Annotated in this window: 16 protein-coding genes and 1 pseudogene; 16 read left to right on the plus strand and 1 reads right to left on the minus strand. The window is 61.1% G+C overall.

Annotated features, from left to right (window positions below; genetic code table 11):
• The first annotated feature begins 130 nt into the window (after positions 1-130).
• From A9Q02_RS10300 to A9Q02_RS10310, 3 genes and pseudogenes are all read left to right on the plus strand, one after another.
• Positions 131-1012, plus strand: coding sequence for a tyrosine-type recombinase/integrase (locus A9Q02_RS10300; protein WP_097652603.1), 882 nt, complete (start codon positions 131-133; stop codon positions 1010-1012).
• Positions 1013-1101: 89 nt separating this feature from the next.
• Complete coding sequence (locus A9Q02_RS10305; protein WP_097652605.1) at positions 1102-1497, plus strand: hypothetical protein; 396 nt, start codon at positions 1102-1104, stop codon at positions 1495-1497.
• Between the two features lie 236 nt (positions 1498-1733).
• A pseudogene (locus A9Q02_RS10310) lies at positions 1734-1922 on the plus strand (transposase); the annotation flags it as partial.
• Between the two features lie 42 nt (positions 1923-1964).
• On the opposite strand, the gene A9Q02_RS10315 reads toward A9Q02_RS10310, so the two are convergent.
• Positions 1965-2192 carry a hypothetical protein gene (locus tag A9Q02_RS10315; RefSeq protein ID WP_097652683.1) on the minus strand — a complete coding sequence of 76 codons (228 nt, stop codon included), beginning with the start codon at positions 2190-2192 and terminating at the stop codon, positions 1965-1967.
• Between the two features lie 141 nt (positions 2193-2333).
• Between A9Q02_RS10315 and A9Q02_RS10320 the strand changes: the two genes are divergently transcribed.
• The 13 genes from A9Q02_RS10320 (at position 2334) to A9Q02_RS10380 (ending at position 20643) form a co-directional block, all read left to right on the plus strand.
• Complete coding sequence (locus A9Q02_RS10320; RefSeq protein ID WP_216361494.1) at positions 2334-3200, plus strand: metal ABC transporter solute-binding protein, Zn/Mn family; 867 nt, start codon at positions 2334-2336, stop codon at positions 3198-3200.
• Positions 3201-3439: 239 nt separating this feature from the next.
• Positions 3440-4231, plus strand: a complete 792-nt coding sequence (locus tag A9Q02_RS10325) for a metal ABC transporter ATP-binding protein (protein ID WP_216361495.1) — start codon at positions 3440-3442, stop codon at positions 4229-4231.
• 2 nt (positions 4232-4233) lie between these two features.
• Entirely contained in the window at positions 4234-5064 is an 831-nt protein-coding gene (locus tag A9Q02_RS10330; protein ID WP_097652711.1) for a metal ABC transporter permease, read from the plus strand.
• A gap of 146 nt (positions 5065-5210) precedes the next feature.
• The gene (locus A9Q02_RS10335; protein WP_097652714.1) at positions 5211-5627 is read left to right on the plus strand and encodes a hypothetical protein; all 417 of its coding nucleotides are present in this window, start codon (positions 5211-5213) and stop codon (positions 5625-5627) included.
• A 246-nt stretch (positions 5628-5873) separates the two neighbouring features.
• Positions 5874-8732 (plus strand): winged helix-turn-helix domain-containing protein, encoded by a 2859-nt coding sequence (locus A9Q02_RS10340; RefSeq protein ID WP_097652731.1) that lies wholly within the window; start codon positions 5874-5876, stop codon positions 8730-8732.
• Positions 8733-8844: 112 nt separating this feature from the next.
• The gene (locus tag A9Q02_RS10345) at positions 8845-9096 is read left to right on the plus strand and encodes a hypothetical protein (protein WP_216361496.1); all 252 of its coding nucleotides are present in this window, start codon (positions 8845-8847) and stop codon (positions 9094-9096) included.
• Between the two features lie 14 nt (positions 9097-9110).
• A complete protein-coding gene (locus tag A9Q02_RS10350; protein WP_097652780.1) occupies positions 9111-12938 on the plus strand; it encodes an ABC transporter ATP-binding protein in 3828 nt (1275 codons plus the stop codon).
• Positions 12939-12952: 14 nt separating this feature from the next.
• Positions 12953-13555, plus strand: coding sequence for an ECF transporter S component (locus tag A9Q02_RS10355; protein WP_097652786.1), 603 nt, complete (start codon positions 12953-12955; stop codon positions 13553-13555).
• Between the two features lie 21 nt (positions 13556-13576).
• Positions 13577-14182: an ECF transporter S component gene (locus A9Q02_RS10360; protein ID WP_097652795.1), complete on the plus strand. Its 606-nt coding sequence runs from the start codon at positions 13577-13579 to the stop codon at positions 14180-14182.
• Positions 14179-15969, plus strand: a complete 1791-nt coding sequence (locus A9Q02_RS10365) for an ABC transporter ATP-binding protein (RefSeq protein WP_172450858.1) — start codon at positions 14179-14181, stop codon at positions 15967-15969. Before A9Q02_RS10360 ends, A9Q02_RS10365 begins: the two co-directional genes overlap by 4 nt.
• 96 nt (positions 15970-16065) lie before the next feature.
• Positions 16066-16884, plus strand: a complete 819-nt coding sequence (locus A9Q02_RS10370; RefSeq protein ID WP_097652809.1) for an energy-coupling factor transporter transmembrane component T family protein — start codon at positions 16066-16068, stop codon at positions 16882-16884.
• A 166-nt stretch (positions 16885-17050) separates the two neighbouring features.
• Positions 17051-18865, plus strand: a complete 1815-nt coding sequence (locus A9Q02_RS10375; RefSeq protein WP_216361497.1) for an ABC transporter ATP-binding protein — start codon at positions 17051-17053, stop codon at positions 18863-18865.
• Positions 18862-20643 (plus strand): ABC transporter ATP-binding protein, encoded by a 1782-nt coding sequence (locus A9Q02_RS10380; protein ID WP_097652817.1) that lies wholly within the window; start codon positions 18862-18864, stop codon positions 20641-20643. The genes A9Q02_RS10375 and A9Q02_RS10380 overlap by 4 nt, the downstream gene beginning before the upstream one ends.
• Positions 20644-20669 lie beyond the last annotated feature (26 nt).

A 20669-nucleotide genomic window follows, 5' to 3' on the forward strand; every position in this document is an offset into this window, starting at 1 on the left:
GGGTGGGCGCGAATTCCTGCGAGAATGAACGTTCTCACAGTAAACGCGGTCAGAGCCCCGGATTGGGAAGCCTTCAACGCCTTCCCCAGATGTGCCGCCAGAGCAGGATTATCACAGGAATGAGACGCTGATGGAGACGTTACCGCTCCCCGAGGCCATCGCGCGCTTCCTCGCCGACCTCCAGCGGGCCGCGTGCTCGCCCCATACCACGCGCGCCTACCGGACAGAACTGAATCACCTCGTCGCCTGCCACACCGGCCCCGTTGGGGCAATTTCCGTCGACGTGGTGCGGGCGGCCCTGGCTCGCCGCGACGGACGGAGCCCCGCGAGCCGTGCTCGAACCATGGCCGCGCTGAATAGCTTCCTCACCTGGGCGGTCAAACACGACCTGCTCGACGCGAACCCGCTCATCAAGCTGAACCGGGTGAAGGTGCCGGAGCCAGGGCCACGTGGCGTGCCGCGCGACCAGATTGACGCGGTGCTGAAGGGTATCCCTCGCGACAACCTGCGCGACCTGCTCCTGTTTCGGCTGCTCGCCGAGACCGGGCTGCGCATCAGTGAGGCACTCCAGCTCGATGTGGACGATCTCGACTTGACCCGGGACGACGAACACCTGCACGTGCTCGGGAAGGGTGGCCATCGACGTACCGTGCTGCTCGACGACCCGAAGCTGGTGACCCTGCTGCGGCGCTACCTTAAGGAGACGCAGGCGCGGCACGGGCCGCTGTTCCGGGCGCTGAAGAACGGCGACGGCCAGCCGCTGCGCTACCAGACGGTTCAGGCGCGCTGGGCTTCCTACTGCGGCAAAGCTGGTGTTGAGTGCTCCCTGCACCAGCTTCGCCACAGCCACGCGACCGCCCTCGTCCAGGACGGGGTGAGCTTGGCGACGATCCGCAAGCGCCTAGGCCACAAGCATATCCAGACGACACTGCGCTACGCTGAGCAGAGCGATGCAGCGTCTGATACAGAGCTTCGTGCTCGGCGCCGGCGAGTTCTGAGCCGCAAGAGCTAGCGGGCATGAGGAGGCTGTTTTCATGAGGATATGCGTGTCGTAGACCGTACTGCTGGCATAATTGCAAAGACAAACGGGAGAGAGTCCGTATGCATCCTGTGATTGATAATCTGGACTTCGGAAAGGTCGGAAGTTACACCTCCGTTGCCGAGGTCGCCCAGTCTCTCAAGAGAACGCACGGCGACGCACAGCGATCAGCAGCGGCCGCTTACGGAATGGCTTTGGCTGCTGTCGGCGCCATGACTGGCGGCAAGTATCGGGATGATGCGCTTGAGGTATTGAATGTGCTGGTACGGGCGAAGGCCGAGATTGATATCGCCGCTCTTCATCTCCGGCCAGTCGTACATGTTACGTCGTGTATACTTTTGGCGGCTCAGTGTTTTGCGGATGAGGCAACCATCCCCTGCACAGAATGGCCCACACAAGAAGAAATTGCCGAAGTGGTTTGTCGTCAAGCGCAGAAGTACGCATTAAGCGCGCAGTAGCACAAAGTGCCGGGATCAATGGCATGAGAACAAAAAGAGCTTTGGTTTAAGCTCAAGCGAACAAGGCCAGGAATCGCCTAACCATGGGCTGAAGTCGACGGGAGAACCGTACCTGATCTCCCGCGGCTCAGTCCGGTCGTTAGGGCAGCAAGCCCCTACACGTTCTCGCTTATTCGTATTTCCCGTTCCGATTCTACCGGGAGCCCGTGATCCTGCATTGCCAGTTCATCCTGCAGCCCGTGCTGCGATCCGATTCCCAGAAGGGCTTTACGGTACTCCCGCGTCGCTGGGTCGTAGAACGTACCTTCGCCTGGCTGACCCAGTGCCGCCGCTTGAGCAGGGACTACGAGGTGCTGCCAGCCAGCAGCGAGGCGATGATTTACCTTGCGATGACCCGCCTGATGCTACGGAGATTGGCCCCATGACCCTTTTCAGACAGCTTCTTAGGGGGCTGTATCGCCCATACGCTAGATGAACTGCGCAGCATCGCCAACGATGTGGGACGAGCCGGGGGCCATGCGCAGATCGCGACTGGCACGCTCGCGATGCTGTGTCCGTGGTTGGATGTTCCGTATGCCATTGATCGCTTCGTGGGTCGCCAGCCTGAGAATAAAAGCTTGCCGCACCCAACGTGGACGGTTGCTTGTGGGCAACCCTGCGAACTCGTCCCAGTTCAGCTTGAGCTTGGCCGCCACTTCATTGACAAAACTCCACGCTAATGATACTTTATATCAGTAACGTATCGATATCCTGGAAGAAGAGAGAAAGCGTTTCCTATGTTCACCCACATGGCTCTCCACCTGTCCACCCAACGCTACCGATGGGGTGCTTTCGTGATGGTTCTGTTGCTATTGACCGCGTGTGGGCAACCACAGGCCGCCGCGCCCATGGTCGAAGCCCCTGACGCGCCTGCTGAAGCAGTGGTCGCCGAACCAATGCAAGTAATGGTCAGCATCCTTCCCCAGAAGTACTTTGTCGAGCGGGTTGGCGGCGACCGCGTTCAGGTCAGCGTGATGGTTCCCCCCGGGAGTTCGCCCGCCACGTATGAGCCGACGCCAGCGCAGATGACGGCGTTGAGTCAGGCGCAGGCCTATTTCAGCATTGGTGTCCCGTTCGAGAAGGCCTGGCTCGAGCGCATCCAGGCCGCCAACGCGACGATGCAACGCGTTGATACGACGGCAGGAATCGAGCGCATGCCAATGGGGGCCAGTTCCGAGAATCTTGATCCGCATGTCTGGCTGTCGCCGACCCTGGTCAAGACTCAGGCCGAGATCATTGCCGCGACGCTGAGCGACCTCGACCCTTCTGCCGCACCAATGTATGCGAGTCGGCTTGCTGACTTTAGCGCCGACATTGATGCGCTTGACACCTCCATTCGCACTACCCTTGACGGGGTGAGCCAGCGCAAGTTTATGGTCTTTCACCCAGCATGGGGCTATTTTGCCCGTGACTATGACCTCGAGCAAATCCCAGTTGAAGTTGGCGGCCAAGAGCCGAGCGCGGCTGAACTCGCCGCACTGATTGATCGTGCCCAGACTGAGGGCATCACCGTGATTTTTGCCCAGCCCGAGTTTAGCACCCGCGCTGCCGAAACGATCGCAAGCCAGATCGGTGGCGAAGTCATGCTGATCAGTCCGCTCAATCCCGACTGGCTCGGCAATCTGCAGATGGTCGCCGACACCTTTGCCCGTGTGCTCGAGTGACCTCGCTTCTGCTCTCGGTAGTGGCTTCGACGTTTTCCGGCCTTCCGCCCCCCTCCCAACCTCCCCCCGCTGGGGGCAGGAGTCGGACTCCCTCCCCCAGCGGGGGGAGGGCTGGGGAGGGGGGAAATAGGGGGAAATTTACTTCCCAGACCACTAATCCACCCGCACCCTCGTGCTAACGAAGCCTATGTGCGCGGGTTCTGCTGGATGGAATGTTGCATAGAAGATGGATCAGGATTGTGATAGAACAGGACAAGAGTCACGTGCCGGTTGTTGACGTGCGCGGGCTGTGGGCTAGCTATGAGCGTGAGCCGGTGTTGGAGGATGTGCAACTGACGATCAGGCCAGGTGATTTTATCGGGCTGATCGGCCCCAATGGTGGCGGCAAGAGTACGCTGCTCAAGGTATTGCTTGGCCTGATGCCACCCACGCGTGGCGAGGTACGACTGTTTGGCGAGCCGCCCGCCCAAGGGCGGCGGCTGGTTGGCTATGTGCCGCAAGCCTTTGCGTTTGATCGGGCCTTTCCGATTCGGGTACGCGAAGTTGTGCGCATGGGACGGCTGAGCCGACGTGGTCTGGGGCGGCGCTACAATGCAGCCGATGATGCCGCCGTGCGCGTTGCGCTCGAACAGGTTGACGCCTGGCATCTGCGCGACCGCCCCTTCGGTGACCTCTCGGGCGGTCAGCGTCAACGCGCCTTGGTGGCACGTGCGCTCGCCGCTGAGCCGCAACTGCTCATCCTTGATGAGCCAACGGCGAGCGTTGATCCCCAGGGACGAGCCGACCTCTATACCATTCTCCGTGAACTCAATATCCACCTCACCATTCTCCTGGTGACGCACGATATGCTCGCGATCTCGAGCTATGTCAAAACCGTTGGCTGCCTCAACCGACGGTTGATCTACCATGGCACGCAGGAGGTAACCGCTGAGATGATCGATCTGGGCTATCCATGTCCGGTTGAATTGATTGCCCATGGCCTACCACACCGCGTACTTGCTACCCACCCAACCCACCGTGAGGAGACATAACCATGATCGAGGCGCTCCAGTACGAATTTATGCGCAATGCGCTTGCGGCCGGCCTGCTCGTCAGCATTGCCTGCGGCATCATTGGCACCTTCGTGGTCCTGAATCGGATTGTCTTTATCAGCGGCGGCATTGCCCACGCCGCGTATGGTGGGGTGGGGCTCGGCTACTTTTTTGGCTTCAGCCCCGTGCTCGGAGCGGCTGGCTTTGGCCTGGTCGCGGCGCTGGGCATGGGCCTGGTGCAGCGGCATACCCGCCAACGGGCGGATACCCTGATCGGTGTGCTCTGGGCCTTTGGCATGGCGGTCGGGATCATCCTGATTGATCTGAGTCCCGGCTACAAAGCCGATCTGCTCAGCTATCTCTTTGGCAGCATCCTGGCGGTCCCAACCAGCGATCTCTGGCTGATGGTAATCTTGAACCTGGTGATTGTCACGCTGGTGAGTATGCTCTACAAAGAATTGCTGGCGCTCTCGTTCGATGAGACCTACGCCACCGTTGCGAACGTTCCCGTCGGAGCGCTCTCGTTCGTCCTTATTGCGCTGATTGCCCTCACCGTCGTGATGATGATGCGTGTCGTTGGCCTGATTATGGTCATTGCCTTGCTGAGCATCCCGGCGGCGATCGCCGGGCAATTTGTGCGTGACATGCGAGCAATGATGATCCTGGCAAGTGGGTTCGGCATGCTCTTTACCACCAGCGGCTTGTGGCTCTCCTATCGCTTAAACCTCACTTCGGGGTCAACCATCATTCTGGTCAGCACCCTGGCCTTCGCGCTCAGCTTGCTCATCCGCGCCTTGATCAGGCGCAGCGCAACGCAGAGGCCGCAGCTATAAGACCATTTTGGATTTTAGATTTTAGGTTTTAGATTGCCGCGCATGGCGTTCCAATGAGCTCTGGCAGCAATACCTATCCGGATTGCTCAATTCCAATTGGTATAATACAGGGAGGTTTCAGCATACGGGAAAGTTCCAGGCGCTTGATGTTTCGTACCGTGCCCCGGATCGTGCTTTGGATAGGCATTTTCTTGATCATCCTCGGGCTGATCGGACGCTATCTGATCGGCCTGCGTGGGGTCAGTTCCTTGATTCCCGCTATCTTTGGGATGCCCATTGCCTTGCTGGGCTTTCTGGCGACTGAACCAACCTACCACAAATCCTCGATGCGAGGGGTAACAGGCTTAGCCTTGCTGGGCCTCCTGATCAACCTTCACGTCATCCCCCTTTTGCGCGCCCTGCTGCATGGGGAACCGATCCCCGACAGCATCACATCAATCATCGCCCGCAGCACCATGCTCTTCTTGTGTGGCCTGCTCTTGATGGTCTGTGGTGCCATGTACGTCACTGCCGGGTGGAAGCGGCTCCGTGGAAGCGGCTCCGTGGATGAAGGATCACCCTGAAGCTCACGTAGGCGGGTGGGATGCTAGTGCTCCCAGTGACATAGCTACACGGTGCATCTGGCTCAGCAGTTCGCGCAAGGCTCTGAGTTGTTCACGCCCCGGCCCGATCCGCTATAGTTGCCGAAATACAACAATTAGTATATAATAATTCTATTTATTAGTATATACTAATGACGTATAGTCTACCTAATCCATCAAAGGAGAGCCAGGCAGAGGCCATGAGCAACGCCCTTGAGGAGTCTCTTTGTGCTACAACAGTTTGCCAACCCTGGTGACGCATCTCGTCCAGTTGCGCTGGTCGTTGCTCCCAACAAACTCCGGCCGCCGCTCGTCCGCGTGCGTTCGATTGAGCGCCCCCAGCTGCACCACCGCCTCGACGCCGCACGTGAGGTGCCCCTTACCATCATCGCCGCGCCGGCCGGGTACGGCAAAACAACCCTGCTGGCAACCTGGCTCGCCAACGCAGAGCGCCGCGCAAGGCAGGTCAACGAGCCTGCCCTCCAGGCTCCGTCCGATACGCTCCGTTCAGCATGGCTCGCGCTCGATGCAGGCGATAACGATCCGACGCGTCTGCTCGCCGGGCTTGTTGCGGCCTTGCAGACGGTCATTCCTGAACTTGGTGCCGCGGTTCTTCCGTTGCTTGGTGCCGCACCAGTGCTGGATTATGCGGCTGCGCTGGCGATCATCAGTGGCGATCTGTTGACGCACGATCAGCCAGTGCTGCTAGTGCTTGACGATACACACCTGCTGACTGATCGGCGTGCCACCGCACTGCTGGCCGACTTCGTCGAGCGCCAGCCACCACAGCTGCACCTGATCCTCGCTGGTCGCGCCGATCCACCGCTTCCGCTGGCCCGGCTCCGGGCATGTGGCGTGCTCAACGAGGTACGTGCCGCTGAGCTACGCTTTACGGCGCCCGAAGTCGCGGCGTTTCTGCGCACGACGATGCAGATAACGCTTACCGATGCCCAGGCAGCGCACCTGGCCGAACGCACCGAAGGCTGGCCTGCTGGCGTGCAACTGGCGTCCCTGGCCTACCGACAGCAGACTGACGCCATCAGCACCGCCTCGTTCGGACGGCATCGCTTCATGCTCGACTACCTCGCCGATGAGGTGCTCGCCCAGCAGTCGCCAGCGATCGCGCAGTTCCTCTTGATGACGTCCATCCTCGGGCGCATGTGTGGCGAATTATGTGACGCAGTGCTGGATGCGCACCCATGTATGACTGACAACTGCCGTGCATCCACGACGGAACCCTCATCAGCCCCCAACATTCGCGGCGCAGCCCTGCTCGCAACGCTCGAACAGGCCAACCTGTTCCTCATTGCGCTAGACGATGAGCGACGCTGGTATCGTTACCACCACCTGTTCGCCGACCTGCTGCGCTATCATCTGCAGCAGCGCTTGCCTGACCATATTCCAGCCTTGCATCGTCGCGCGGCCCACTGGTTTGCGGCACAGGGGTTGATTGACGAAGCCGTTCATCACGCCCTTGCCGCCGACGATGTTGTGCTGGCGGCCACGCTGGTTGCAACGGAAGGGCGCAACCGGCTCATCCGTGGCGAACTCGTGACACTGCGTGCCTGGCTGGATGCGTTGCCGCTCGAACAACGCCGCGCCGCGCCACACCTGCTGCTCCTGGAGGCATGGACGCAGGTCTGGGCCTACCAACCCGAAGCGGTTGCGGCGGCGCTGGCCGAACTCGCAAAGCGAACTGAGCCCCTGGCACGCGCACTTGCCGCCGAAGTACTGGCGCTCGAAGCTTTTGTGGCCTACAGCCGTGATGATCAGGCGGTGGCGCTCTGCCTAGCACAGCACGCGCTTGCCCAATCGGGTGACGACCCCTGGTTGCACGGCGTTCTCTATGCGAGCCTGGGCGACATGGCCTGGTTTGCCGAGGATGCGACCAGGGCGCTGGCATGTCACCGTTGTGCGTTAGCCCACGCCTGTCGTTGTGGTGACCTGGTGCAACTGGTGGATGCTTGCCACAGCCTGGCGCAGTTCGAGTTACTTCAGGGGCGGCTGACCGCTGCCGAGGCCGCCTACGCCTATGGTGACCAGCAACTGGCCGAACGTGGTTCGGCGGCCCAACCGTTCCGTGAACTGCTCGCCTTGAGTCGCGCCGGCATGCTCTACGAGCGCTACGATCTCACCGCAGCGCGCGCAGCCGCCGAGCTTGGCCTGGTCTGGACGTCGCGCTGCGGATTGAGCGCCTATGAACCATTTGCGCAGATCGAATTGGCCCGGATTGCCGCTGCGCAGGGCGATGCCCTGGCGGCCCGGCGGGCCTTGCTGGCGATGCAACAGGGGCGGCACCACCTGGCCGGGACAAGCGGGCGTGAACTGCCGGTCTGGTTTGAGACGCTGAACTTACGGCACGTAGAGATCTGGATCAGCCTGGGCGACACAGCAGCGCTGATCGGTTGGGTGCGCGATCACTGGACGCCACCCGACCCCAAGGCCGCTGTCGGGCCGTTGATCCGCCAGTTTGCCCTAGCTGCCGCGCTGGTGGCGTGCCTGGATCACGCCGAGCAGTTGGCACCGCTGGTGCAGCAGACCGGACGGCCAATGGCGACGCTGGCCAGCCAACTCATTGCCAGTTGTCGTCAACGCTTCACCGCGTGGGGGTTGGGTGCGGTTGTCCTTGAACTCGAAACCCTGGCTGCCGTCTTGCACTGGCACATGGCCGAGCCGGATCACGCCTTTGCGGCGCTTGAGCGTGCGCTGGTTCTGGCGAACCCCGAAGGGTTCGTGCGCCCATTTCTCAGTCGCGGTGCGCCCATGCGTACCCTATGCGCAGCCGCATTAGCGCGCCGCAATGGTCGGCGCGATCCTTTGACCGGCTTGCTGCGTCGCCTGCACGACCTCTTTCCCCCTGCTGCACCCTCCGCTCCAACACCGCGCACCCTCGCCGAACCACTCACACCGCGTGAGATCAATGTGCTGGCCTTGCTCGCCAACGGCTGTTCGCACCGCGAGATTGCGGCCCACCTCACCATTGCGCCAGATACTGCACGCACCCACATCAAAAACATCTACGGCAAGCTCCAGGTGCAAAACCGGGTGCAGGCTGTCGAACAAGCGCGGATCTTGGCGCTGGTATAGGCAGGCTGTTGGGCGGCGGATAAATACCGCAAATGGGTGATCCCGTACGTTGTTCATCTGGGTAGACTACCTTCACCGACCCGTTTCGCTCCTGTGCGGTGTGGAGATGCCAATGCTGCAACCACGTCCAACCAATCGGCTCGACCTGGGCCAACCGGCATACTATCGCATTACGGTGCATTCGCGCCTCGATCCAGCCCGGGCCGCATGGTTCGATGGGTTCGAATTGGCCGTGTACGGCGAGACGACCGTGCTGAGTGGGCGGGTGGCTGATCAGGCCGCGCTGCACGGATTGCTGGCGAAAGTACGTGACCTGGGCCTCCCGCTCATTGAACTGTGCTTGATCGAGGCTTCTGTAGTCTAGAGAGGATCAAACCGATGTCTTCTGCAACCGCAACGGAAACCGCCCAGAGCGGAGGCCATCACGCAACGCTGCGGCCAGACACGGTCAGCGTGCGGTCTACGATCAACCGCCGCCGCTGGCAGCTCGCCCTATCTGGTCTGCTCAGCGCCATCGGCAATGCGGCTGGCATTGTGCCCTACCTGGTGATCTACTTCATTGCGGTTGAAGTGTTGGGCAAACCGTTGGCCGACGTCAATGCTGGCTGGCTCTGGATGCTGGCGGGCATCGCTCTTGGGGCGGTGGTGATCAAGGCTGCCGGTACTGGTATGGCGCTCTATGTCTCTCATATCGCCGCCTACCGCATCCTCTACGATCTGCGCCTCGCCCTGGCCGAGCATCTCGGCCGCCTGCCCCTGGGCTACTTTAGCGCCCGCACCACCGGCCAGATCAAGAAAGTCATTCACGAGGATGTCGAGCAGATGGAGGAAGGGTTGGCCCATATGATCCCCGACCTGGTCGGTGGGTTGACAACGCCAATCCTGACTGCGATAGTACTCTTTGTCGTGGACTGGCGGCTGGCTCTGGCAACCATTGCCCTCTTGCCAATTGCGATTGCGCTGTATGGCTGGGTTGCCGCGCACTCGGGTATCGCGAAGTACAACGCGATCAATGGGCGGATCAATGCCGCTATTATCCAGTATATCAATGGGATGAAGGTGCTCAAAACCTTTGTACGCGCCGACGCCTCATTCGAAAAGCTCCGTGATGTGGCCGAAGAGATGCGGGTCTATTATACTGGCCCGTACGCTGCTTCAGCACCGACACTGGCGGTGATCTTTGCCGTAGTACGGGCCAATCTGCTGCTGATTGTGCCGCTCGGGATCCTGCTTTTCCTGGGTGGAAGCCTGGACATCGCCACCTTCGTCCTGTTCCTGGTGTTAGGCCTGGGCTTCAACCGCCCACTCTGGACGCTCTTCACGAGCTATGGTACGGCGGCCTGGCAGGTCAATCAGGCCAGCAAAAACATCAGCGCCGTACTGGATACGTCACCGCTTCGCGAACCAATCCAGCCGCTCGCGCCGCGTGATGCAAGCATCGCCTTTGATCAGGTGAGCTTCAGCTATGGCGGTCAGGGGTCAGGGGTCAGGGGTCAGGGGTCGGAGGCCGGTGCGCAGGGAGAGGGCGGTGCCGATCAGACCCAGGTGCTCAACACGGTCTCCTTCGCGATCCCGGCTGGCAGCGTCACCGCGCTGGTCGGGCCGAGTGGCGCGGGCAAGAGCACGCTTGCCAAGCTCATTCCGCGCTTCTGGGACGTGCGTGCCGGGCAGATCCTGGTTGGCGGCATTGATGTGCGCCAGATCGGCACGGCTCGCCTGATGCAGCATGTCGCTTTTGTTTTTCAGGATGTCTTTCTCTTCAACGATACCGTGGCGGCGAATATTCGTATTGGCAAGCCAACCGCCACCGACGGCGAGGTGGAAGCCGCCGCGAAAGCCGCCCGCTGCCACGAGTTTGTCATGGCATTGCCGCAGGGCTATGCGACCTCGGTGGGCGAGAATGGCAACCGGCTGTCGGGCGGGCAGCGCCAGCGCCTAAGCATCGCTCGGGCGATCCTCAAAGATGCCCCGATCATCGTGCTCGACGAAGCCACGGCATTTCTCGATCCTGAAAACGAAGCGCTGGTACAGGAAGCGCTTGCCGCCCTGGTCACCGCCGGTAAAACGGTCGTGATCATCGCTCATCGCCTCAGCACGATCACCGAAGTCGATCAGATCCTGGTGGTCGATCGTGGCCAGATCGTCGCACGCGGCACCCACACCGAACTGCTCCAGCAGAGCCCGCTCTATCAAGAATTATGGCAGGCCCACATCGCCTCGGAGGAGTGGCAACTTGCTCAGGGGTCAGGAGTCAGGGGTCAGAGCGCAGGGGTCAGCAGTCACGCGTTGAGCGTGCGCGAACCGTCACCGGTGTTTACCAATCCGTATCGTGACCTCAACCCCGACGAGCATCTGATGCGTACGATGCTGAAGCTGGTGCCAGGACAGCGCAAGCGGTATCTCGGCGGGATCGGCTGGAAAATCCTCGACGGCATCGTTTCGGCCTGGCCCGCACTGATCGTCTTTCTCATCTTAGTCGAGTTGTTCCAGGAGCCGATCAACACCGGACGAATCTGGGCCTATGTTGGTGGGCTAGCGACGCTCTTTTTGGCTCAGGTGCTCTTCAACTGGCTGGCCCAGCGTGCGATGCTCCGCGTTGTCGCTGATATGCATTACGACCTGCGCATCTTTCTGGCCGACTATCTGCGGCGTTTGCCACTTGGCTTCTTCACGCGTCGCGACACAGGTACGATTGATTCGCTCTTCACGACAAACATCTCGTTTCTCGACGTGCGGTTCCCTACCGATATGTTCATCAGCGGCGTCGTAGCGCCGAGCATTCTTTTCCTCACGATGCTTGTGATCGACTGGCGCCTCGCGCTAGCCGTCGGCCTTGGCATGCCCATCGCGCTGCTCATCCTGCGCGCCACCACCCGTGTCTTCGCCAAGGTCTGGGCCGAGCAACGTGCGGCCCGAACCATCGCCAACAGCCGCATGGTCGAGTACATCCAGGGCATCGGCGTGATCCGCGCCTTCAATCTGACCGGGGCGCGGATGCAACCGTTTGCGCACGCGATGGAGGTTTATCGCGATGCGAGTACGGCCACAACCACCCGGATCACGCCCGCGATGATCGGCTTTATGAGCGTGCTGGAAGCAGGCTTCGCCGCGTTGATCGTCCTGGGTGTCTGGCTCTTGCTCAGCAACAGTCTGGACGGCGTCACCTTGCTGCTCTTCCTCTTTCTGGGGCTGGCCTTCTACCAACCGCTTATGCTGCTCGGCGAACTCCAGGCCTTCCAGCGCATCATCGAAAACGCCGTGCGCAACCTGAACGAGTTTCTCAAAACGCCGACGTTACCTGAGCCAGAGTTCGGACAGATGCCTATGAGTGCAAAGGTGACGTTCGACCAGGTGAGCTTTGGGTATGAGGAGGGAGCAGGAAGCAAGAAGCAAGAAGCAGGAAGCAAGGGGCAGAGCGCCGATGCTACATCCCACATCCTCGCCCCCCGAGTCCCCCGCCCCCCGATCCCCGCCCCCCGCCCCCCGATCCCCGTACTCGACAACGTCAGCTTTCGCATCCCCGAGCGTGGCATCACCGCCCTGGTCGGGCCGAGTGGGAGCGGCAAAACGACGATCACCAGTCTGATCGCCCGATTCTGGGACATCAACAGCGGGAGCATCAAGGTTGGTGGTGCAGATGTGCGCGAGTTGAGCAGCGCAACGCTTCAGGCCCAACTCACGATGGTCTTCCAGAATGTCTACCTTTTCAACGATACCATCCGCGCCAATATCGCCATCGGCAAGCCCGACGCAAGCGACGCCGCGATCGAAGCCGCAGCGCGGGCCGCGCATTGCCACGCGTTCATCACAACCTTGCCTGACGGCTACGAGACGATGGTTGGCGAGGGCGGGTCAACCCTCTCGGGTGGCGAGAAGCAGCGCATCAGCATCGCCCGTGCATTGCTGAAGGATGCGCCGATCGTCATGCTCGACGAAGCAACGGCGAGCGTCGATCCAGAGAATGAGTGGCTGATCCAGCAGGCCTTCGACGCGCTGGCCGCCGAGAAGACCGTGATCGTGATCGCTCACCGTCTGGCCACGCTCCAGCGTGCCGACCAGATCCTGGTACTCGACGGGGGCAGGCTGGTGCAGCAGGGCAAACACGTTGACCTGCTTGCCCAGGAAGGGCTCTACCGGCGCTTTTGGCGCGAGCGCGAGCGGGCCAAACATTGGAAGCTGGGTGCGGCGCAGCCGATAGACGAGTAACGAGGAAAAACCGTATGCAGAACCAAACCTCACCCCACCCCGTTCGTGGCTTGATGGCCTGGAAGACGCGCGACCTAATGGTAACGTTGACCATCAGTCTGGCAATTGGCATTGCGTTCATTCCGCTTAACAACATCTACACCGCTGTTGCGGCAGTGAACCCGATTGCCGGCTGGGCAATGAGCGGATTCTTCGCCCTGCCACAGTTTTTCATTGGCTATGTCATTCGCCGCCCCGGCACGATGTTGCTCTACGCGTTCGTATCAGGAACAGCCTGGGCCATGGCCTCGCCCTTTGGACTCTTCGGCCTGATCGCAAGCCTGATTGGCGGCCTGATGAGCGAAAGCACGCAGTGGGTCGCCACGCGCTACCGCACCTATGGCCGCGCTCAAATGGTGCTCTGGGCAATCTTGCTGGCCGTGTTTGGCATCCTGGTTGCCGGCGTGCTCTTCGGTGGCCTGATCATAGCACCAGTGATTGCCATCAGTGCTGCGCTGGCCAGCATAAGTACGCATATTGTTGCCGCACTGCTTACCCCGTATCTGGCGGTGGCCCTCGCACGCACAGGCGTCGTGAGTGGTACGGCAGTTGGGCAGCAACTCCAGCAGGATATCTAACACTTATTTGGGAGGATTACGATGACTGCTCATTCTTCGACAACGCCAAAGCGTGGCCTGATGGCCTGGACGACGCGCGATCTCATGATCTTGATGGCTATCGCGCTCGTTTTCGGACTGCTTCTGACAGGCATGACCTATGCATTTGTGCTGACGATGGTGTTCCTCACGCCGATGCTCAGCAATGGCTTGTTTGGGGGAATCTGGTTATTGCCGGCCTTTATGGCGAGTTATGTATTGCGTCGCCCTGGCACGGCATTGCTCACCTCGTTGCTCTACAGTCTGGTGATGGTGCCGTTTAGCCCCTATGGCGTCGGGGTCGTCTTTGGCGGGCTGATCGGCGGCCTGTGCTACGAACTGCCCTTCCTGTTCACACGGTATCGCAGTTACGGCCTGCCGATGCTTGTATTCGGCGGGGCATGGGCCAATCTCGCCACCGTCTTGATCCACGTTCCGCTTTCCGGTGGCGTCAATCTTGCGCCAGGCATCTGGGTACTGGTTGTGCTGGTCGCCCTGGTGAGCGGTGCGCTCGGAGGTTGGTTGGCAACCGTGCTTGCCAACGCTCTTTCGCGCACTGGCGTGTTACGCGCTACGGCTATGGAGAACGATCAAGGTACAGTTGTATGACGATGCGTGAAACGCCGTATCTCGAACTGGCACACCTGACCATCACATATCCCGGGCGCAAACTGCCGACCGTTGCTAATGCGTCGCTCACAATCTCCGTCGGCGAAACAGTGCTGTTGCTTGGCGCGTCGGGCAGTGGCAAGAGTACCCTGGCGCTCACGTTGAACGGGCTGATCCCGCATGCGCTCGGCAGCATCACGGCGGGCTGCGTGCGGGTTGACGGCCTGGAGACGCAGACCACACCCATTGCCGATCTGACCCAGCGTGTCGGCATCGTTTTTCAAGATCCCGAGGCGCAGTTTGTCACGCTGAAGGTCGAAGATGAGATCCTCTTTGGCCTAGAGAACCTGTGCGTGCCACCAGAGCAAATGGACGCTCGCGTGACGGCCGCGCTGACCCAGGTAGGGATGGCCGACTATCGCCACCGACCGGTTGACCGGCTCTCGGGCGGGCAGAAGCAGCGCGTTGCCCTGGCGGCGCTGCTGGCAATGGATCCGCAGGTGCTGATCTTTGATGAGCCGACGGCCAACCTCGATCCGGTGGGAACCGAGGATGTCTTTGCGCTGATCGCTGCGCACAAGGCGCAGCACAATCATACGATCATCTTGATTGAACACAAGCTCGACGCACTGATGCATCTGGTTGATCGGGTGGTCGTGCTCGGCGAGCAGGGCGTCATCCTGGCCGATGGCCCGCCGCGGAGCGTCTTTTTCCATCATGCCGACGCACTGGCGACGCACGGGATCTGGATGCCGCAGGTCTGCCTGCTCGCGCAGCAACTGGCGACACGGGGGGTGACACTGCAACCCTTTCCGGTCACGCTTGACGAGGCCGAGCATGTGCTAGGGGGCGGGGAGCAGGGGTCAGGGGTCGGGGGTCAGGGATCGGGAGTCGAGGGGCAGAGGGCGGGGGGCAGCGTTCGCGAACCCCGACGCTGGAGGCCCGATCCGCGTCCGCTGGCGCTGCGCCCGCTGGCGGTTGAGGTTCGCAACCTTACCTTTAGCTATGGTCCGACCCCGGTGCTCAACGACGTATCGCTCCAGGTACCGCACGGCGACTTTCTGGCCATCGTCGGGGCCAACGGGGCGGGCAAGACGACACTGGCCCAGCACCTGATGGGCATTTTGACGCCACCCCGTCATACCGTCTTGATCAACGAACATGACGTGAGCCAGGTCGCCGCACGCGAACTGGCGCGGCAAATCGGCTATGTGTTTCAGAACCCCGAGCACCAGTTCATCACCGACAGCGTCTTTGACGAGGTGGCCTACGGCCTGAGCGTGCAAGCGATTCCCGTACACGAGGTGGCAATCCGCGCTACCACGATGCTCGAGCGCTTCGGATTGGCCCGTTACGCCAAAGCCAATCCCTTCACGCTCAGCCACGGTGAAAAGCGGCGCCTGAGTGTTGCAACGATGCTCGCGGTCGGCCAGCATATCTTGATCCTTGATGAGCCGACCTTTGGCCAGGATCAGCGCAACGCCGACGCAATGATGGCCCTGCTCCAGGCGCTGCACCGCGAGGGGCACACGATCATCATCATTACGCACGACATGGCGCTGGTGGCCGAGCACGCCACCACGGTGGCGGTGATGAACCATGGGCGGTTGCTCTTCCATGGCGCGACCCACGACGCCTTCGCCCAGCCCGATCTGCTCTCGCAGGCCCGCCTGAAGCTGCCACCGCTCGCCCAGCTTGCCGTACGCCTCGGCTGGCACGGTGTCTTGACCATGGAAGACGCCATACATCAATGTGGTGCCAGGCCGTTAGGCGTGACGTACCGATGACCAACAAACCCAACGCGCCCATCGACTGGCAGGCTATGCGCGGTCAGCCGACCGCACCAAGCCAGAACAAAGACCCATTGGACAGAGGATATCACGATGCAGACCTTCTATATCAAGCGTGATGCGCCCTTGCAGCGCCTGAATCCGCTGAGCAAAGTGCTCGCCACTCTGCCGGTACTGGTCTTTGTTGCCCTCACGACAGAACCGTGGACGCCGCTGGCCTTCATCGGCCTGATCGTCGTGACCATCCTTGGCTTGGGGCGCATACCGCTTGGTCGTTTTCTGCGCGTTGCGTTGCCGCTGATGCTGCTGATGGTCGGTTTTCTGTTGATCTACCCCTTTGTGGTCCGCGAAGAGTTGGTGCGCAATTCGCCGTTGCTCTTCGAACTCGGGCCGCTACGCGTCTACCAGGCTGGGGCGATCTACGGCTTGGCGACAGGGCTACGCGTCTATGCGCTGGTGTTGCTCTCGCTGATCTTCAGCTTCACCACCGACGCCAGTGACTTCATCCGCGCACTGGTGCAGCAGTGGCGTCTACCGTACAAGATCGGCTATGGCGCGATGGCCGCCTTTCGCTTTGTGCCTATGCTCCAGAGCGAACTGCGGGTGATCCAGGCTGCCCACCGTGTGCGCGGCGTCGCCGGCGGCGGCGGCGTACGTGGGGCTTCCACCCAGGCCCGGCGCTATGCCGTGCCGCTGCTGGCGACGGCCATCCGCCAGGCCGAGCGCACCGCCCTGGCGATGGACGGGCGCGCCTTTGGGGCTTACGAAACGCGCACCTCGTATCGTCACTTTTGCTTCCATTCACGTGACTACCTCTTTGTCGGGGGCTTTTGGTTGGCAAGCCTGCTGATCATCGCTGGCCTCTGGCAAGCGCGACTCCTTGGGCCGCTCATCTGGCTGCAGCAACTCTAACAACCCTGAGCCGTTGATGAGCACAAAGCCAGAAGATATTTGAGGAATAACCCTATGCATATCTTGCCGTACATCCGTCTAGCAGGCTTTCCCATTGGTCTGGGCTTGACCAGCGCCCTCGTCGGAGGGACGCCCAACCGCGTGATGATTAAGGAAGAGTAGTCGCATGCAACAAGATTCGATGCCCGCTCCGAAGCGGAAGACCGGGCTACTCCGGCTGATCGAGCTCGCTGGCACCAAAAAGTGGTGGCTGTTCGCCTCGATGGCCCTGGCGGTTGTCGCCACCCTGGTCCAGTTCGCGCCAACGATCATTGTCTACCAGATTATCCGTGAATTGGCCGCGCACGCCACTGACCTGAGCGGGGTTGATCGCGATCTGCTCTGGCGTCTTGGCTGGATCAGCCTGGGTGCAGTGGGCGTCTTTGGCCTGCTGCTCTACACCTCCTCAATGCTTTCGCACATCGCCGCCTTCAACATCCTGTATGAAATCCGCATCACGTTGGCCGAGAAGCTGCCACAGCTCTCGATGGGCTACTTCACCAATACCGCCAGCGGCAAGATCAAGAAAGTCCTGTCCGAAGACGTGGAGCAGATCGAACTCTTTGTCGCCCACCACATCCCCGACATCACCAGCGCGGTGGTCTTCCCGCTACTCGTGATCGGCTACCTGTTCGTAGTCGACTGGCGACTGGCCCTGGCCGCGCTGATCCCGTTCCCGATCGCCATCGCGCTGATGTTCAAGGTAATGCTGAGCGCCGAGAGCAAGCGGCTCTACCACGAGTACCACAGCGCACTCGAGAAGATGAACAGCGCTGTGGTCGAGTATGTGCGCGGCATGCCCGTGGTCAAGGTCTTTGGCACAGACAAAGAATCGTTTCGCCGCTTCAAGGAGACGGTCATTGCCTATCGCGACTGGGCGCAGCAGATGAGCCGGAGCTACAGCACGATCTACCCCGCCCTGCTCACGGCGGCCTCCTCTTCACTCATGTTCATCGTGCCAGTCGCAGTATGGCTGCTCTATCGCGCAGATGATCCTAACGCACTCATCCCGACGGTGCTCTTCTTCACCCTGATCGGTGGGGGCTTCTTCTTCCCACTGCTCAAGCTTACGTTTATGGCGGGGCTGCTGGGCCAGATCAGCATGGGCGTCGAGCGGATTGACGCCATCCTTGACGAGGCCGAGGTTCCCGAGCACGACTCCGGCCGCCAGCCCAGCGATGCCACGATCACCTTTGAGAACGTTGCCTTTGCCTACGATCAAAGCTCCATTCTTCAGGGGGTCTCGTTTCGCGCCAGCCCCGGTACGGTCACCGCTCTAGTGGGGCCATCGGGGGCCGGCAAAACAACCATTGGCCTGCTCACCGCCCGTTTCTGGGATGTGCAGTCCGGGGCCATTCGCATCGGCGGCGTGGACATCCGCGAGCTGAAGCTCGAAACCCTAATGGAGCACGTCTCCTTTGTTTTTCAGGACGGCTTGCTCTTCTTCGACACGATCGAAGCGAACATCCGCATGGGCAACAGCACCGCCACAATGGACGAGGTCATCGCCGCCGCAACAGCTGCCCAGTGCCATGCGTTCATCGAGCGCCTGCCCAATGGCTACAAAACCCTGGTGGGTGAGGGCGGCACCTACCTCTCGGGCGGCGAGCAACAGCGCATCGGCATCGCCCGCGCCATCCTCAAGGGCGCGCCGATTGTCGTCCTTGATGAGGCCACCGCCTACGCCGATCCCGAAAATGAGGGCCAGATCCTGGCGGCGCTGGCCCGCCTGATCCAGAACAAGACCGTGCTCATCATCGCCCATCGCCTCTCGACAATCACCCAGGCCGACCAGATCCTGGTGGTGAATGAGGGCCAGATCGTCGAACGCGGCACCCACCCCGAGCTGGTCGCGGCGCAGGGCCTCTATCGCAGAATGTGGGATACCTATGCACGGGCGCGGCAATGGACGTTGGCGCCGCAAGGAGCAGCTTCACAATGATGAACATCATGGCTATCATTCGCGCCGCCACCATGGGCGATCCCAGACGGGTGTGGCCTATGGTGGCGTGGGCTGTGCTGGAGTACATGCTGCGCGGCGCACCCTACGGCATCGTGCTAGCGGTCACCTGGGTGCTCTTTGATCCGCTTACCAACCCTGGAACGCCGATCAATATCACCGCCCTGGTCTGGTTGAGTGTCTCGCTGCTGGTCTCGCTGACGCTCTTGCATCTTGTCAGCAGGTGCTCCTATCTGGCAATGTTCGACGATGCCTACGGGCTGTGCACCGATGGGCGCCTGGCGATGGGCGACCACCTGCGCAAGCTACCGATGGGGTTTTTCAACGCCCGCGACCCCGGGACGATCGGTGCCTACTTGATCAACGACTACGCCAACATCGAACACCTCTTCACCCACCTGGTGCCGCAGGCCATTGGTGCGCTGGCGATGCCACTCATCCTGCTGCTGGCGCTGGCGACCCAGAGTTGGCAACTGGCCCTGGCGGCGGCGCTCGTCATCCCACTTGCCATCCCCTTCACCTTCGTCTCGCGCGCCTTCATCCGCTTCTTTGGCAAGCAACACCAGAAGGCTAAAGTCGAGGCGGCCTCGCGCATGCTGGAGTATGTGCAGGGCATGCACCTGATCAAAGCCTTCAACCTGGCCGGTGCCAAGTTCGAGCGGCTCGAACTTGTCTTCCGCCGCCTCAAGGCGCTCAGCATCAAGCTCGAGGCCGGCAGCGGGCCAACCGTGCTGCTCAGCGGCTTCGTGTTGCAGAGTGGGCAGACCCTGATCATCTTGTTGGGCCTGACGTTGCTTTTTGCCGACACCATTGCGCTGCCGGTCTACATCATGTTCCTAATCCTAGGCGTGCGCGTCTACGAACCGCTGATGCAGGCCTTGACCTTCCTGGCAGAGCTGAACTATTTCAAAATCAGCGTGGATCGCATCGAGGATGTGTACAAGACGCCGGCGCTTAGCGGCACGCAGCCTACGCTCCGGCCGACCAGCTACGACCTCGCCTTCGAGAACGTCTCTTTCCACTACCTCGACAACGACGTGCTCAACGATATCAGCGTCAACATCCCGGCCCGTTCGCTGGTTGCCCTCGTCGGGCCATCTGGCTCGGGCAAGACCACGATGACCCGCCTGATCGCCCGCTTCTGGGACGTGACAGCGGGCCGGATTACGCTGGGTGGTCACGATCTGCGCGCATACGACCCGGCGACGGTACTGGCCGCCATCTCAATGGTCTTCCAGGATGTCTACCTGTTCAACGACACGGTGCTAAACAACATCCGCGTCGGCAGAACCGAGGCGACCCAGGATGAAGTCATCGCCGCCGCGAAAGCCGCCCGCTGCCACGACTTCGTCAGCAGGCTACCCGAAGGCTACGAAACGCTGGTTGGCGAGGGCGGCTCGACCCTCTCGGGCGGCGAGAAGCAGCGCATCTCGATCGCCCGTGCCATCCTCAAAGATGCGCCCATCATCCTGCTCGACGAGGCCACCGCCTCGCTCGATCCAGAGAACGAGTTGTACATCCAGGAGGCGATCGGCGCGCTGGTGCGGGACAAGACCGTGATCGTGATCGCTCACCGGCTCAACACCGTCGTCCACGCCGACAACATCGTCGTCCTAGAAGGCGGGCGGATCGTTGAGCAAGGCAAGCATGACGACCTGATGCGCGTCGGCGGGCTCTATTGCCACATGTGGGACGAGCAACAGCAGGTACGCGCGTGGAAGTTTGCCCAGGAGGAGTCACTGGCCGCAATCCCAGGCTAGGGAGAGGATGATCGTAGACACCCAGA

Source organism: Candidatus Chloroploca asiatica (assembly GCF_002532075.1).
Classification (GTDB): domain Bacteria; phylum Chloroflexota; class Chloroflexia; order Chloroflexales; family Chloroflexaceae; genus Chloroploca; species Chloroploca asiatica.